Here is a 13,201-nt window from a genome sequence, read left to right as displayed (position 1 = left end):
GCGTTCCGGTTTTTCATTAGACATCCGAGCAGCCTCAGCTTTCAAATTGATCCATCTGGTTTTTGATTTGCTTTAAAATCTTTTTTTCAAGCCTCGACACTTGCACCTGGGAAATGCCGAGGCGGTCGGCAACTTCAGATTGCGTCTTGTCTTTGTAATACCTTAAATAAACAATCAGCTTTTCCCGTTCATCCAAATCCTTGATGGCTTCCTTCAAAGCGATTTTATCGAACCACTTCTCTTCCGACTGATCGGCGATTTGATCCAGAAGTGTAATCGGGTCTCCGTCGTTTTCGTAAACCGTTTCATGAATGGATGAGGGAGAGCGGACCGCTTCCTGGGCCATCACGACCTCTTCCGAACTGATTTCGAGATAATCGGCGATTTCCTGAACGGTCGGAATCCGGCCGTTTGACTTGGAAAGCTCGTCTTTTGCCCGCCGGATTTTGTTGCCGAGTTCTTTCAGCGAGCGGCTCACTTTGACGGTTCCGTCATCTCTGATAAACCGCTGAATCTCGCCAATAATCATCGGGACGGCGTAGGTGGAAAACCGAACGTCATAGGAAAGATCGAATTTGTCCACCGACTTCAAGAGGCCGATGCAGCCGATTTGAAAGAGGTCATCAGGCTCATAGCCTCTGTTCAAAAAACGCTGAACGACTGACCAAACAAGACGCATGTTTTTTTCTATGAGGAGGTCCCTTGCTTTTTGATCGCCGTTCTGGCTGTTTTTAATCAGTTCTTTCACTTCATGGTCTTTAAGCTGAGTGTTCTGGTTTTCTTTTTTAACCTCCACATCCATAACAAATCTCCCTTAATTGCAAAGCGCTTTGCTTTTTGATAAGTGCTTTGTTAAGTGTATTGTGGTTCCCATCTCAGGTGAGGAGTCGATCGAGATATCATCCATGAAATTTTCCATGATCGTAAAGCCCATTCCCGACCGCTCGAGTTCAGGCTTTGTCGTGAACAGGGGCTGGCGCGCTTCCTCAAGATCAGGGATGCCGACTCCTTCGTCACGAATCGTTAAGTAGACGATATGATCATGAAGGGTGACGGAAATGTATACGTCTCCCTGCCCTGAGTTTTCATAACCGTGTATGATCGCGTTTGTGACCGCTTCGGATACGACCGTTTTAATTTCGGTCAGTTCATCCATCGTCGGGTCGAGCTGAGCGATAAAAGCAGCGACTGTCACCCGTGCAAACGATTCGTTTTGGCTGAGTGCCGTGAACTGGATATTCATTTCATTTTTCATGACGCCACCCCCAACGTTTCAAGTGCACGCTGCTCTGATTGCTCAAGGCGAATGATTTTAAACAGCCCGGACATATCAAATAAACGTTTAACAGCAGGAGAAATGGCGCAGACGATCATTTCTCCGCCGAGCTGTTTAATCTCCTTATATCTGCCGAGCACGACGCCAAGTCCTGAACTGTCCATAAACGAAAGGTCTGCAAGATTCATGACAATATGGCGAATGCCGGATTGTTCCAGATGGTCACTGACTTGTTTTCTCAAGGTTTCTGCTGTATGGTGATCGAGTTCACCTGTCAACCGAATGCATAGTACGGATTCTTTGACGTGAATATCGATTCCGAGGCTCATCCTCATTCCTCCTTGGTTTAAATCGGATAATGAGTGTTTCGCTTCAGACTTTATAAATTCCTTCACCGTGACAAAACTAGTGACCGTTCGGCATTATTCACTCCACTTCGTCCAGTGGGTCATCGTCCGCTTGAACATCGTCCACATCCCTGCTTTATCCATGTCTTTTTCCGCGACAAGAGGGCTTTCAGCGAGAACCTTTCCGTCCTTTTTCAATACGAGCGTCCCAAGCTCTGTGCCTTTTTTGACAGGGGCCTGGATATCTTCCTTCTGTTTGATTTCTTTTTTAACAGCTTCGATATTTTCGCCTTTTTTCGTCAAAAGGGAAATCGGTTCCGATGTGACAAGGTTTATTTTTTGCTCATGGCCTTTATTGACCTTCAAATCGGAAATGATTTCATTGCGTTTATACATCGGATGCGTTTCATATTGGCTGAATGCAAAATCAAGCATTTTTGTGATTTGGGCATTTCGTTCTTTTGGCGTACTGGCACCAAAAACGACAGCGATGACGCGCATGTTTCCTTTTTTCGCTGAAGCTGTCAGGCAGTACTTTGCTTCATTTGTAAAGCCGGTCTTGACTCCGTCAACGCCGGGATAAAATTTGATGAGGCGGTTTGTGTTGACGAGCCAGAATTTTTTATCACTGTTTTCTCTCAGATAGTCTTCATATGTTCCCGTAAATTTCGTGATGTTTTCATATTTTAAAAGCTCTTTCGCCATGAGTGCCATGTCATAGGCTGTGCTGTAATGGCCTTCTTCAGGCAGACCTGTCGTATTTTGAAAAGATGTATCCTTGAGGCCGAGCTCAGCGGCTTTTTCATTCATTCTTTTGACAAATTCCTCTTCAGATCCGGCAATATGCTCTGCCATTGCCACAGAGGCATCATTACCCGATCCGATGGCGATCCCTTTCAGCATATCTTCAACCGTCATTTCTTCGCCGGGCTCAAGGAAAATTTGCGATCCCCCCATTGAAGCGGCATACTCGCTTGTTCTGACTTTGTCTTTCATTTTGATCTTGCCTTCATCAAGAGCTTCCATGATCAACAGCATGGTCATCACTTTTGTCATGCTGGCCGGGGGAAGCTTTTCACGGCTGTTCTTGTCATACATCACCTTACCGGTATCCCGCTCGATTAAAACGGCAGATTTTGCGTCATCAGCAAGCTCCGACGGTTTCTTTTCGCTCTCTTTTGCAAACGCCGGCGGCGCAGTCATCAGGATTATCGTAAAAATCAGCAATTTGGATAAATGACGTTTCATCACCCAGACCTCCATTTCGTAATCCTCTTTATTTTTTCCAATCCAGTTGGATTTATACGGATTGATTGGAAAAAATTTCTCATCAGTCAAAAAGAAAGAGCCAATGCAGGTTCTTATTTGAACTTGCATTGGCTCACATTTCAACTTCGCGGCGGTTTTAGCCGATTTTGGCGACGGCCGCTTTAACAAACCGCAAAAAGTCGGCTTTTACTTTTTCGGTGACTTCGATCACTTCGTCATGGGAGAGCGGCTGATCGAGGATTCCGGCTGCCGCGTTTGATATACACGAAATGCCGAGCACGCGAAGGCCCGCATGTTTTGCCACGATGACTTCCGGAACCGTCGACATGCCGACAGCATCCGATCCGATCGTTCTGAGGAAGCGCACTTCGGCAGGCGTTTCGTATGTAGGTCCTGTGACGGCTGTGTAAACCCCTTCTTGTACACTGATGTTCAATTCTTCGGCTGTTTTTTTCGCCAAGAGGCGCAGTTCCTTATCATATGCGGATGACATGTCAGGGAATCTGACACCCAGCGAGGAATCGTTCGGCCCGATCAGCGGATTCGTTCCCATATAATTGATATGATCGGATATGATCATCAAATCGCCGGGACGGAACGATTCATTGACGCCGCCTGCGGCATTGGTCACAATTAAAGTCTCGATCCCAAGTTCTTTCATGACACGTACCGGGAAGGTTACCTTGTCCATTGAATATCCTTCGTAAAAATGAAAACGCCCTTGCATCGCGACGACTTGCACATTTTCAAGTCTGCCGATGACAAGCTGTCCGGCATGCCCTTCAACAGTGGAAACAGGAAAATCCGGGATGTCTTCATATTTAATGCGAACGGCGTCTTTTATCTCATCAGCAAGCACGCCAAGGCCCGATCCCAAAATCAGGCCGACCGCCGGTTTGATTTCTGTTTTGCTTTTAATATAGTCTGCGGCATTTGCAATCATCTGTTTCACGTCGTTTCCTCCTATTTCAGCAGGGATAAAAAGCTTTTTCCGTACTTTGGCATATTCGTTTTAAAGTTGTCGGCAATCGTCGCGCCGATGTCCGCGAATGTATCTGCGAGCGGAAGCGCACCGGGCTTTTCGTGCTTTTTGCTGTATACAAGAAGCGGCACGTACTCCCTTGTATGGTCTGTGCCATGGTGAACCGGATCATTGCCGTGGTCGGCGGTAATGATGAGCAGATCGTCTTCACGCATCTTTTCAAATACTTCAGGAAGGCGCGCGTCGAATTCCTCGAGCGCTTTTCCGTATCCTTCAGGATCGCGGCGGTGCCCGAACAGCGCGTCAAAGTCCACGAGGTTTACAAAGCTGATTCCTGTAAAATCTTTGTCAAGCGTTTGCACCAGCTTGTCCATCCCGTCCATATTCGATTTCGTTCTAAGCGATTCCGTAATGCCCTCGCCGTCGTAGATATCGGAGATTTTGCCGATCGCAATCACATCATAGCTGTCATCTTTCAATTCATTCATTACGGTTCTGTCAAACGGCTTCAGTGCATAATCATGCCGGTTCGGCGTCCGTTTAAATTCGCCCGGCTTGCCGACAAACGGCCTCGCAATGACGCGTCCGACCATATATTTCTCGTCAAGCGTAAGCTCGCGCGCGATCTCGCAGATTTTGTACAATTCCTCGAGAGGTACGACTTCTTCGTGTGCGGCAATCTGCAGAACGGAGTCCGCTGAGGTGTAGACGATCAGCGCGCCGGTTTCCATATGCTCCGCACCGAGCTCATCCAAAATCGCAGTGCCTGATGCAGGTTTGTTTCCAATCACTTTTCTTCCGGACTTCTGTTCAAGTTCATGGATCAATTCGTCCGGAAAACCTTCGGGAAACACCTGGAAAGGTTTGTCTATGTAAAGTCCCATTATCTCCCAATGACCAGTCATCGTATCTTTTCCGTTTGAAGCTTCTTTCATTTTGCCGTAATAGGCAAGCGGCTCTTCTGCCTTTTCGACACCTTTGATTTCTCGGATGTTGCTGAGTCCGAGCTTCGACATGTTCGGCAGGCGGATGCCTCCCATGTGTTCAGCAATATGGCCCAATGTATCTGCGCCTTTGTCATTAAATTGATCGGCATCAGGCGCCTCGCCGATTCCAACGGAATCCATCACAATTAAAAATACGCGGTTGTAATCAAATGCAGGCATTTGTCGGCCTCCTTTTTTTCTTTCTGTCAGCTGTAGGCTGTCACGCTTGGCATAAAAAAACCAAAATACCGCTATTAGCCAAGTATAAACCGTTTACACAACAGTTGACAATACGAACGGGAATAGTGAGAAACTTCCCGCAATTTGCTGCTCACTCAACATGAAAAACCGTGCTTTCGCCTGTTCTTTTAGGCTATGCACGGGGATGGTATTGCTTATATACGTCTTTCAGCCTTGTTTTCGTCACATGTGTATAAATTTGCGTCGTCGAAATGTCGGCGTGTCCGAGCATTTCCTGAACGGCCCGGAGATCGGCTCCGTTTTCGAGCAGGTGTGTGGCGAATGAGTGCCTCAGTGTATGCGGCGTCAGCTCTTTATTAATTCCCGCTTCCAAGGCGATTTTCTTTAAATTTTTCCAAAACCCCTGCCGGCTCATCTGTCTGCCGTGGTGATTCAGAAACAGGGCGTCTTCGGAATTTTTTTTCAAAAGCCTTCCCCTCGCTTTTGACAGATATTCGCCGACCGCATGTGACGCCGCTTCGCCGAGCGGAACGATCCGCTCCTTTCTTCCTTTCCCGAAGCAGCGGATAAAGCCCATCGATAAATGGACATCGGACAGCTTTAATGCGATCATCTCGCTGACGCGGATTCCTGTCGCATACAGTAATTCCAGCATCGCTTTATCGCGGTAGCCGAACGGCCCCGTCAGCTTCGGCGTATCGAGAAGCGTTTCGACTTCCTGTAATGACAGCACCTTCGGGAGCGTCCGTTCCGTTTTTTGTGACTCAATATGGACGGACGGGTCCTGGGCCGTTACTTTTTCCCTCAGCAGAAACTGGTGAAAGCTGCGGATGGAAGCGAGATGCCTCGCAATCGTCTTACCGGATTTTCCGGCGTCTTTTAAATGCTTTAAAAACTGGATGATGGTAAGCCTTGTCACCTGGTCAAAAGAGCTCAGCTGCTCCTGTTCCTCTAAATAGGCGGCGTAGCTGTTCAAATCCCGTTCATAGCTCACAACCGTGTTGTGGGAAAGCCCCCGTTCAACAACGGCGTAGTGGATAAAGTCTTTAATATGAACTTTCACGCTATCCTACTCCCCGTTCAAATAAAAAAAGATTAACCGGTTAAACCAGCTGCCCTGCTCGTCCCCTTCCATCGAGGCAACCTTGAGGGCTGCTCCTTCAGGTTTATCATACCGATGATAGTTTTCATACTCTGAATTTATCCATATCATAGCATAATAAAACAAGACGGTAAAACCGGTAAACAGCACGAACACCTTGATCATATCGGCAGCCGTTTTCAGCATTTTCATACGGTTTCAGGTCCCTTCTTTTGATTCGATTACTAAAACTTATGCCAAATGAGACAAGTTTTATACGTCTGAATCAAAAAAGAACCCGCTCATGGCTGAAAGGGTTCTCTCCGGTTTAGACTATTCCGATTCCTTTTGCTGACAGTCATGACAGATGCCGTGGAACGTCAGCCTGTGGTCTTTTATTTTAAATTTCCAATCCTTTTCAATGATTTCTTCCACGTCTTCAAGCAAATCTTCTTCAATTTCAACAACCGAACCGCATTCCATGCAAACGAGGTGGTGATGGAAATGTGCGGCACCTTCTTTACGGAGGTCATATCTTGACACACCGTCGCCAAAATTGATTTTATCCACTACTTTTAATTCAGTTAACAATTCAAGAGTCCGATATACTGTCGCAAGACCAATCTCAGGAGATTTCTCTTTTACGAGGAGGTATACATCTTCTGCGCTTAAATGGTCTTCCTCATTCTCAAGCAGCACCCTTACAGTAGCCTCGCGCTGAGGGGTGAGTTTATAGCTGGAAGAATGCAGTTGCTTTTTAATCCGATCAATACGTGTTTCCATTGACTTTCCCTCCTACGCCGCATTACCTAGCTTATTATAACAAAACAAGCGCAGGGAGCCAACTATAATCATTATAAATTGAGAAACAAAATGAATATTTTTTAATAATCATTATAAATTAATGCTGTTTCGGCAAGACGTACTCCGTCAGCTTTTCCATCAACACCGGTGAAAGATATGCTTCAAAGGAAGAGGATATAAGAGACATCGCGAGAATCAGGACGAGCACAAAAGCGTACCGGCCAAACCAATGGACAGGCGCTTCTGCAAGGCTGCGTTTGACAAAAAGCTGGCGGATGAGCCTCATCGAAAAGGCGATGGCGCAAGTCCCCATGATCAAGTAAGCTGGGATCAGCAGCATATTTTGCGGGAGCACGGAGACAAAAGACAGGAAAAAGCCGTTGATTCCCATTTGATTGACGAGAAAGCCGACTGTAAATCCGACGACGATCCCTTTTAAGAAGACCATGATAAAAATGACGGGCAAGCCGATGATGGAAATCCCGAGAATCCACATTAAGCCTAAATATTTCATATTATGAAGAAAGCTCTGCAAAAACATTTCCTTTGAGCTGGCTGCTTTTCCTTCGGAAAGCTGTCCAAAAAATCGATTCAAATAGTAGAACAAATCTTCTTTTTGACCGATCGTCATGCTGTTGACGATGACCGCGCCGAAAATCACACCCATTAAAAACAGTACTGAAACAAATAAATAGATTGACAGATGATCCTTCATATGTTGAAAGATGAGCTCTTTGATTGTGGGCTTCCGCATGTATCTTCCTCCCAGACGTGCTTTTGATTTTAATAGATTGTATGAGAGAAAAGAGAGCCGCATGACTTTTTTTGAAAAAAGACAGGCGCCCGTAAAAGGCGCCCTGATCACGTTATGATTCCTCCCTGTTTTCCGAAGAATGCTCCCTGTCCGTATTCACAGTCTTGTTGGCAGCCATTACAAACGGCAGATAAATCACTGTTGAAATGGCGAGGCAAAGAAAGCCGACCCCGAGCGCAAGCCAGTTTCCTCCTGTCCCGAGAAACGGAATCAACGGCCCGGGCGTTGTCCACGGAACAGCGTATGCGATCGGCGGAATCAGCTGAAACTTGATGAACAAGTAGCCGATGACAGTGTTGACTGCCGGAACGATGATAAAGGGAATCATGAAGATTGGATTGAGCACGACCGGAAGTCCGAAAATAACAGGTTCATTAATGTTAAATATCCCCGGCCCGATCGAAAGCTTACCGATATCTTTATAATCCCGGCGCTTTGAAGCGATGAATATTGCGATCAAAAGCCCCAGCGTCATGCCCGATCCCCCGTAGTTTGCAAAGGCGTCATTCAGCGCCCATGTTTCAGGAAACGGAGCGTTCCAGGCAGAGCCTGTTTTGGCAGCAAAAGCGAGATTTTCAAGGTTTGCTTCGGCAAAGATCGTTTCTCTGATCGCCGCGATTGTATTCGGGCCGTGAATGCCGAACAGCCATAAAAAGTTGGCGACGATTCCAAGGAAAACAACAGTGAAAATATTCGTTCCCATCTCTCTCAACGGCGCCTGCAGCACGGTATACACCAATTCATGCAAACCGTTTTTCGACAGAGACAATAGCGCAAAGCTTAACATCGCAAAACCAATTGTAATGAAGATGATCGGAAACAGCACTTTAAATGTCCGGGCAACCGCAGGCGGCACCTGCGGAGGCATATGAATTTGCAGGCGCTTGGCATTTGAAAGCCTGCTGAACACTTCACCGACGAGGATCCCGATGATTAAGGCAACGAACAGCCCTTGCGCACCGAGCCACTTCGTCGTTAAAAAGCTCTCGTTTTCGATCAGGCGGTACGGTGAATAAATGATAAAATAACAGGATACGGCCGTTAATCCGGCAAGCAGTTCATCCGCTTTCATTGAGATGGCTAAATTGCGTGCGACGAGAAACACAACAAATATGGACATAATATCGAGCGATCCCCGCAGTACGGGGGTAAAGACCGACTGATAATCAGCCAAGTTCGGAAATATCTTTTCAAGGAACAAAATGTTGGCGATAAACCCGTCCGGAGATAAAATAGCGAAATTCAATAAAATGATAATCGACCCTGCCATAATAATCGGAAATGATAGAATAAAAGCATCTCTGATCGCACATATATGGCGCTGTGAGTTCAGTTTTGCAGCAACGGGAACCAAAAACCGTTCCACGTTCCGCTCAAACTTCTCCATAAACCCGCTCATCCCTGTCTCCCCTCCTTTTTATTTCATCAGCTGCAGCGCTTTTTGCAACACAGCTTCGCCGTTCATGGTGCCGTAGTCGCGCATGTCGATCACCTGAACCGGCGTGTCTCCCGCGCTCGCCTCAACCTGTGACTTTTGGTACCTGACTTGCGGCCCCAGCAGTACGACGTCCGCGCTTGACGCGGCAGTCCCGGCTTCGGATACAGGCAGTGCGATGATGTCGACCTCTTCGTTCAGCGCCTCGGCATGCTTTTTCATTCTGCTGACAAGCAGGCTCGTTGACATGCCGGCCGCGCAAACCAATAAAATTTTCTTCATTATTTGTTAACCCCCTTCAGTTTCACCTTTTTCTCCGCCGATCAGAAAACGCTTTCATTACAATGCGGAGTAATATTTCAACCTGGTCTTTTATCCTATGACCGAGATAGACAACTGTTTCATAAAAATCAATATTTTTATAACGGTTTCAAACGGCTCGTTTAGTCAACCTCAACAAACGCCTTGAAACATTTGTTTAGTTTATCTAATGAATTTTTCAGAATAATAAGTTATATTTTTCCTTAAAAATAAGCGGAGGGATTATATGAAATCTGGCCAATATGAAAAAGTTCAATCAGACCGTACACTCTCAAACAGCGACCTGCAGCCTCTAAAGCCTGAGGAACGCACATGGAAAGCGGTCAATTTCGCATCGATCTGGATGGGCTGCATCCATAACATCCCGACTTACGCAACGGTTGGCGGACTGATAGCGATCGGGCTTTCTCCGTGGCAGGTGCTTGGGATTATCGCAGTCGCTTCGGTCGTGCTCTATGCAGCCCTCGCATTGAATGGACATGCCGGCACAAAATACGGCGTGCCTTTTCCCGTGTTAATCAGGGCTTCTTTCGGGATATACGGGGCTAATATTCCGGCGCTTCTCAGAGGTTTTGTGGCGATTATGTGGTTCGGCATTCAAGCGTTTGCGGGAAGCATGGCGCTTAACATCCTGATCTTAAATGTGTGGAGCGGCTGGAAAGACATCGGCGGCGATTGGAACTTGTTTGGATTGCATTTATCAGGGCTTTTGTCATTTGCTTTCTTTTGGGGAATTCATCTGCTTGTCCTTCACCACGGAATGGAGTCGATCAGAAAGTTTGAAGTCTGGGCCGGCCCGCTCGTTTATCTCGTCTTTGGCGGAATGGTGTGGTGGGCAGTCGATATTGCGGGAGGACTCGGTCCGATTTATTCGCAGCCGGGAAAATTTCAGACATTCGGCGAATTGATTTGGCCGTTTCTTGCCGGTGTGACGGGAATTATCGGCATATGGGCGACACTCATTTTGAACATTCCCGATTTTACGAGGTTTGCAGCCTCTCAAAAAGAACAAATCAGAGGGCAGTTTTACGGTTTGCCGGGCACATTCGTTCTGTTTGCATTTGCAAGCATTACCGTCACCTCCGGCTCACAGGCTGCCTTCGGGGAGCCGATTTGGGATGTTGTCGATATTCTCGCCCATTTTGACAACCCGTATGTGATCGCGCTTTCGGTCATTACGCTTTGCATCGCCGCCATTTCGGTAAACGTTGCAGCGAATATTGTCTCGCCAGCCTATGACCTGGCCAATTTTTTGCCGAAATATATCGATTTTAAGCGAGGCAGCTATTTGACAGCTGTTTTGGCCCTGTTCACTTTCCCATGGAAGCTGATGGAGAATGAAGCGAGCGTGTTTTCGTTTCTCGGCACAATCGGCGGAATATTGGGGCCGGTCGCAGGCGTTATGCTTGCCGATTATTTTATCATCCGGAAGCGCACGCTTCACATCGAAGATCTCTACTCTCTAACCGGGAGGTATACGTACTATAAAGGCTACAATTACCGCGCATTTGCCGCAGTTGGACTTGGAGCGTTTATGTCTTTGATCGGGACATACTTGCCGGCCCTGAAACCCCTCTATGATATTTCATGGTTTTCAGGCGTGCTGCTCGCATTTGCCGCATACATCTTTTTGATGCGCATCCATCCACCCGGCGTCCTTAGAGATAAAACCGCTGACTACGCTGCCGAAAGCAATGTATAAGCACGGGCTCAAGGTCCGCGAAAACGCTATTCGCGATCCATTTTTTGTTATATTCAGTCATTTTAAACAAATTCGAGCTAAGTAATGTGATAGACTAATGGATATAAAAAATGATTGGAGTATCTCATGAACAAACGCTTTGATGGTAAAGGGCTGAGCTACATCGTCAGGCCAGCTGTCCAACAAGATGCAAAGGAATTATCTGCTGTAAGGGTACAGATCGATGGAGAAACCGAATATTTGGACAGGGAAAAGGGTGAAGGTTTTATTGATGAAGCGGGTTTTAGAGAGCTGATCAAAAGAGACAGCGAACATGACCGATGCTTGTTTTTAGTGGCGGTCGCTCGAAACAGGATCGTCGGCTTTTCAAGATGTGCCGGACAGGATTTAAAACGCTTCTCTCATCAAATCGAGTTTGGCGTATGCGTATTGAAAGAATTTTGGGGATACGGCATTGGAAAACGCCTTTTAAACGAATCGATTGTTTGGGCTGATGCCGCAGGCATTCAAAAAATGACCCTGCGCGTGTCGGAAACAAATGAGAGGGCTTCTGCCCTGTATCAAAAGCATGGCTTTAAAATAGAAGGGATTTTAAAAAAAGACAAGCGGCTTTCTGACGGAACATATAACAACACGATTATGATGGGAAGATGGCACAATCGAAAATAGAAAGAATATCTGGAGGGAACCTGGATGAATCCGATACTGCTCGATTTTCCGGACAGTTTTGAAACCCCGCGCCTTTTTGTCAGAGCGCCAAGGGCAGGCGACGGCGCGGTCGTCCATGACGCCATTCGAAAATCGTTGCCTGAGCTCAAGCCGTGGATGCCGTTTGCAAGGGAAATGCCCGAGGAAGAACATGTAGAAATCAACGTCAGGCAGGCACAGGCCGATTTTATTTTGCGCAACGATTTACGGATGCATATTTTCCATAAAGAAACGGGGAAATTCGTCGGCAGCACAGGCCTTCACCGCATGAACTGGCAAGCGAAACGGTTTGAAATCGGCTATTGGCGCAGTTCTGAATTTGCCGGACAGGGGTACATGACCGAAGCACTTAACGGACTGATTGATTTCGCGAGGGGACACATCAAAGCCAAGCGGCTTGAGATATGCTGTGACAGCATGAACACGAAAAGCAGAAAAATGGCGGAGCGCCTCGGCTTTCAGCTGGAAGCCGTTTTACAAAGCGATGACCTTTCGAATGATTTAAGCGAACATCGGGACACATGCATGTATTCGCGCATCTTCTAAAAAAAGAACCCTTATGATCTTCATGAAGCAAATCATAAGGGTTCTTTCGTTTATGTTTCATATGCAGCTTTGCAAGCTCTTCCCGCCTGCTTTTCGTTTTTCTGACGTGCGTGCTGAATTCAGGCGCCTTGCCTCTTGATACGGCGGCATCTCTGCCTGTGTTTCTCAACATGTGCTCACGCTTTTTCCTTGCCTTGCTTTTGGCCATGTTCCCCACTATCTTATTATTATAGAAAGGCGGGGTTCTGAACGCAAGTCATACGGTTTCTGCCGTTTTGATCATATCCACATGCGGAATGCCGTCCTCCATATAGACGTCTGATATTGCTTTAAATCCGAAGGAGCCGTAAAAGGAACGCAAATGATTCTGGGCGCTGATCTTGACCCTTTTCTCCCCCCGCTCGTCTTCCAAAAAGCGGAGCGCTTGATCAAGAAGCGTCTGCGCATATCCCTTTCCCCTGTCCTCTTTACGGACGATCACCCGGCCGATTGATGCCTCCGGGTAAGCCGTACCGCTCGGGAACAGCCTGCAATACGCAGCGATCTCTCCTTCTTGGCTTAGAAATAAATGGTGTGCCCGCTCATCTAAGTGATCAAGCTCATGATACGGACAGTTTTGTTCAACGATAAAGACGTCTATTCTAAGCTTGATGATGCGGTACAACTCTTCCTTCGACAATTCCTCATACGATTTTAGTTTCCACTCCATCCCTTTTTCCAAAGCCCCCT

16 protein-coding genes are annotated in these 13,201 nt (G+C 46.9%); 3 read left to right on the top strand and 13 right to left on the bottom strand.

Translation table 11 applies throughout. The annotated features are described in order from the left end of the window. Window positions 1-34 precede the first annotated feature (34 nt). The 12 genes from sigF to ACVC9U_RS06865 all read right to left on the bottom strand — a co-directional run bounded on the left by sigF (window position 35) and on the right by ACVC9U_RS06865 (window position 9,477). Window positions 35-802 carry an RNA polymerase sporulation sigma factor SigF gene (sigF, locus tag ACVC9U_RS06920; RefSeq protein ID WP_020452031.1) on the bottom strand — a complete coding sequence of 256 codons (768 nt, stop codon included), beginning with the start codon at window positions 800-802 and terminating at the stop codon, window positions 35-37. Window positions 803-814: 12 nt separating this feature from the next. Continuing rightward, window positions 815-1,255 (bottom strand): anti-sigma F factor, encoded by a 441-nt coding sequence (gene spoIIAB, locus ACVC9U_RS06915; RefSeq protein ID WP_020452032.1) that lies wholly within the window; start codon window positions 1,253-1,255, stop codon window positions 815-817. Continuing rightward, window positions 1,252-1,605, bottom strand: coding sequence for an anti-sigma F factor antagonist (gene spoIIAA / locus ACVC9U_RS06910; RefSeq protein WP_020452033.1), 354 nt, complete (start codon window positions 1,603-1,605; stop codon window positions 1,252-1,254). The genes spoIIAB and spoIIAA overlap by 4 nt, the downstream gene beginning before the upstream one ends. A gap of 93 nt (window positions 1,606-1,698) precedes the next feature. Further along, the gene (locus ACVC9U_RS06905; protein ID WP_020452034.1) at window positions 1,699-2,871 is read right to left on the bottom strand and encodes a D-alanyl-D-alanine carboxypeptidase family protein; all 1,173 of its coding nucleotides are present in this window, start codon (window positions 2,869-2,871) and stop codon (window positions 1,699-1,701) included. Window positions 2,872-3,028: 157 nt separating this feature from the next. Then, window positions 3,029-3,835, bottom strand: a complete 807-nt coding sequence (locus tag ACVC9U_RS06900; protein ID WP_031304985.1) for a purine-nucleoside phosphorylase — start codon at window positions 3,833-3,835, stop codon at window positions 3,029-3,031. Window positions 3,836-3,855: 20 nt separating this feature from the next. After that, complete coding sequence (deoB, locus tag ACVC9U_RS06895) at window positions 3,856-5,040, bottom strand: phosphopentomutase (protein WP_020452036.1); 1,185 nt, start codon at window positions 5,038-5,040, stop codon at window positions 3,856-3,858. Between the two features lie 193 nt (window positions 5,041-5,233). After that, window positions 5,234-6,124 carry a site-specific tyrosine recombinase XerD gene (xerD, locus tag ACVC9U_RS06890; RefSeq protein ID WP_441390372.1) on the bottom strand — a complete coding sequence of 297 codons (891 nt, stop codon included), beginning with the start codon at window positions 6,122-6,124 and terminating at the stop codon, window positions 5,234-5,236. Window positions 6,125-6,130: 6 nt separating this feature from the next. Continuing rightward, entirely contained in the window at window positions 6,131-6,355 is a 225-nt protein-coding gene (locus ACVC9U_RS06885) for a YqzK family protein (RefSeq protein WP_023855929.1), read from the bottom strand. Between the two features lie 120 nt (window positions 6,356-6,475). After that, window positions 6,476-6,925 (bottom strand): ferric iron uptake transcriptional regulator, encoded by a 450-nt coding sequence (gene fur, locus ACVC9U_RS06880; protein WP_003183178.1) that lies wholly within the window; start codon window positions 6,923-6,925, stop codon window positions 6,476-6,478. Window positions 6,926-7,043: 118 nt separating this feature from the next. Next, window positions 7,044-7,700, bottom strand: coding sequence for a stage II sporulation protein M (spoIIM, locus tag ACVC9U_RS06875; RefSeq protein WP_026579353.1), 657 nt, complete (start codon window positions 7,698-7,700; stop codon window positions 7,044-7,046). Window positions 7,701-7,812: 112 nt separating this feature from the next. Next, window positions 7,813-9,159 (bottom strand): PTS sugar transporter subunit IIC, encoded by a 1,347-nt coding sequence (locus ACVC9U_RS06870; protein WP_023855931.1) that lies wholly within the window; start codon window positions 9,157-9,159, stop codon window positions 7,813-7,815. Between the two features lie 18 nt (window positions 9,160-9,177). After that, window positions 9,178-9,477, bottom strand: a complete 300-nt coding sequence (locus tag ACVC9U_RS06865; protein ID WP_003183185.1) for a PTS sugar transporter subunit IIB — start codon at window positions 9,475-9,477, stop codon at window positions 9,178-9,180. 265 nt (window positions 9,478-9,742) lie between these two features. Here ACVC9U_RS06865 and ACVC9U_RS06860 point away from each other — a divergent pair, with 265 nt between their 5' ends. The 3 genes from ACVC9U_RS06860 to ACVC9U_RS06850 all read left to right on the top strand — a co-directional run bounded on the left by ACVC9U_RS06860 (window position 9,743) and on the right by ACVC9U_RS06850 (window position 12,472). Continuing rightward, the gene (locus tag ACVC9U_RS06860; RefSeq protein WP_039072808.1) at window positions 9,743-11,218 is read left to right on the top strand and encodes an NCS1 family nucleobase:cation symporter-1; all 1,476 of its coding nucleotides are present in this window, start codon (window positions 9,743-9,745) and stop codon (window positions 11,216-11,218) included. Between the two features lie 126 nt (window positions 11,219-11,344). Next, entirely contained in the window at window positions 11,345-11,887 is a 543-nt protein-coding gene (locus ACVC9U_RS06855) for a GNAT family N-acetyltransferase (RefSeq protein WP_039072809.1), read from the top strand. 24 nt (window positions 11,888-11,911) lie between these two features. Next, window positions 11,912-12,472, top strand: a complete 561-nt coding sequence (locus tag ACVC9U_RS06850) for a GNAT family N-acetyltransferase (protein ID WP_441390368.1) — start codon at window positions 11,912-11,914, stop codon at window positions 12,470-12,472. A gap of 256 nt (window positions 12,473-12,728) precedes the next feature. Here the strand turns inward: ACVC9U_RS06850 and ACVC9U_RS06845 are convergent, their stop codons facing one another. Continuing rightward, window positions 12,729-13,181, bottom strand: coding sequence for a GNAT family N-acetyltransferase (locus ACVC9U_RS06845; RefSeq protein ID WP_023855935.1), 453 nt, complete (start codon window positions 13,179-13,181; stop codon window positions 12,729-12,731). Window positions 13,182-13,201 lie beyond the last annotated feature (20 nt).

It is taken from the genome of Bacillus sp. GM2 (assembly GCF_056155945.1).
The sequence above is the reverse complement of the archived record's forward strand: the minus strand, read 5'-3'. Positions and strand labels throughout refer to the sequence as shown.

Excerpts from the sequence above, each read along its gene's own strand:
- ACVC9U_RS06885 (WP_023855929.1), bottom strand. The coding sequence starts at position 6,355 with ATGAAAATGCTGAAAACGGCTGCCGATATGATCAAGGTGTTCGTGCTG.
- ACVC9U_RS06900 (WP_031304985.1), bottom strand. The coding sequence starts at position 3,835 with ATGATTGCAAATGCCGCAGACTATATTAAAAGCAAAACAGAAATCAAA.
- ACVC9U_RS06860 (WP_039072808.1), top strand. The coding sequence starts at position 9,743 with ATGAAATCTGGCCAATATGAAAAAGTTCAATCAGACCGTACACTCTCA.
- fur (WP_003183178.1), bottom strand. The coding sequence starts at position 6,925 with ATGGAAACACGTATTGATCGGATTAAAAAGCAACTGCATTCTTCCAGC.
- ACVC9U_RS06855 (WP_039072809.1), top strand. The coding sequence starts at position 11,345 with ATGAACAAACGCTTTGATGGTAAAGGGCTGAGCTACATCGTCAGGCCA.
- spoIIAA (WP_020452033.1), bottom strand. The coding sequence starts at position 1,605 with ATGAGCCTCGGAATCGATATTCACGTCAAAGAATCCGTACTATGCATT.
- ACVC9U_RS06850 (WP_441390368.1), top strand. The coding sequence starts at position 11,912 with ATGAATCCGATACTGCTCGATTTTCCGGACAGTTTTGAAACCCCGCGC.
- ACVC9U_RS06865 (WP_003183185.1), bottom strand. The coding sequence starts at position 9,477 with ATGAAGAAAATTTTATTGGTTTGCGCGGCCGGCATGTCAACGAGCCTG.
- ACVC9U_RS06870 (WP_023855931.1), bottom strand. The coding sequence starts at position 9,159 with ATGAGCGGGTTTATGGAGAAGTTTGAGCGGAACGTGGAACGGTTTTTG.
- spoIIAB (WP_020452032.1), bottom strand. The coding sequence starts at position 1,255 with ATGAAAAATGAAATGAATATCCAGTTCACGGCACTCAGCCAAAACGAA.
- deoB (WP_020452036.1), bottom strand. The coding sequence starts at position 5,040 with ATGCCTGCATTTGATTACAACCGCGTATTTTTAATTGTGATGGATTCC.
- ACVC9U_RS06905 (WP_020452034.1), bottom strand. The coding sequence starts at position 2,871 with ATGAAACGTCATTTATCCAAATTGCTGATTTTTACGATAATCCTGATG.
- spoIIM (WP_026579353.1), bottom strand. The coding sequence starts at position 7,700 with ATGCGGAAGCCCACAATCAAAGAGCTCATCTTTCAACATATGAAGGAT.
- ACVC9U_RS06845 (WP_023855935.1), bottom strand. The coding sequence starts at position 13,181 with ATGGAGTGGAAACTAAAATCGTATGAGGAATTGTCGAAGGAAGAGTTG.
- sigF (WP_020452031.1), bottom strand. The coding sequence starts at position 802 with ATGGATGTGGAGGTTAAAAAAGAAAACCAGAACACTCAGCTTAAAGAC.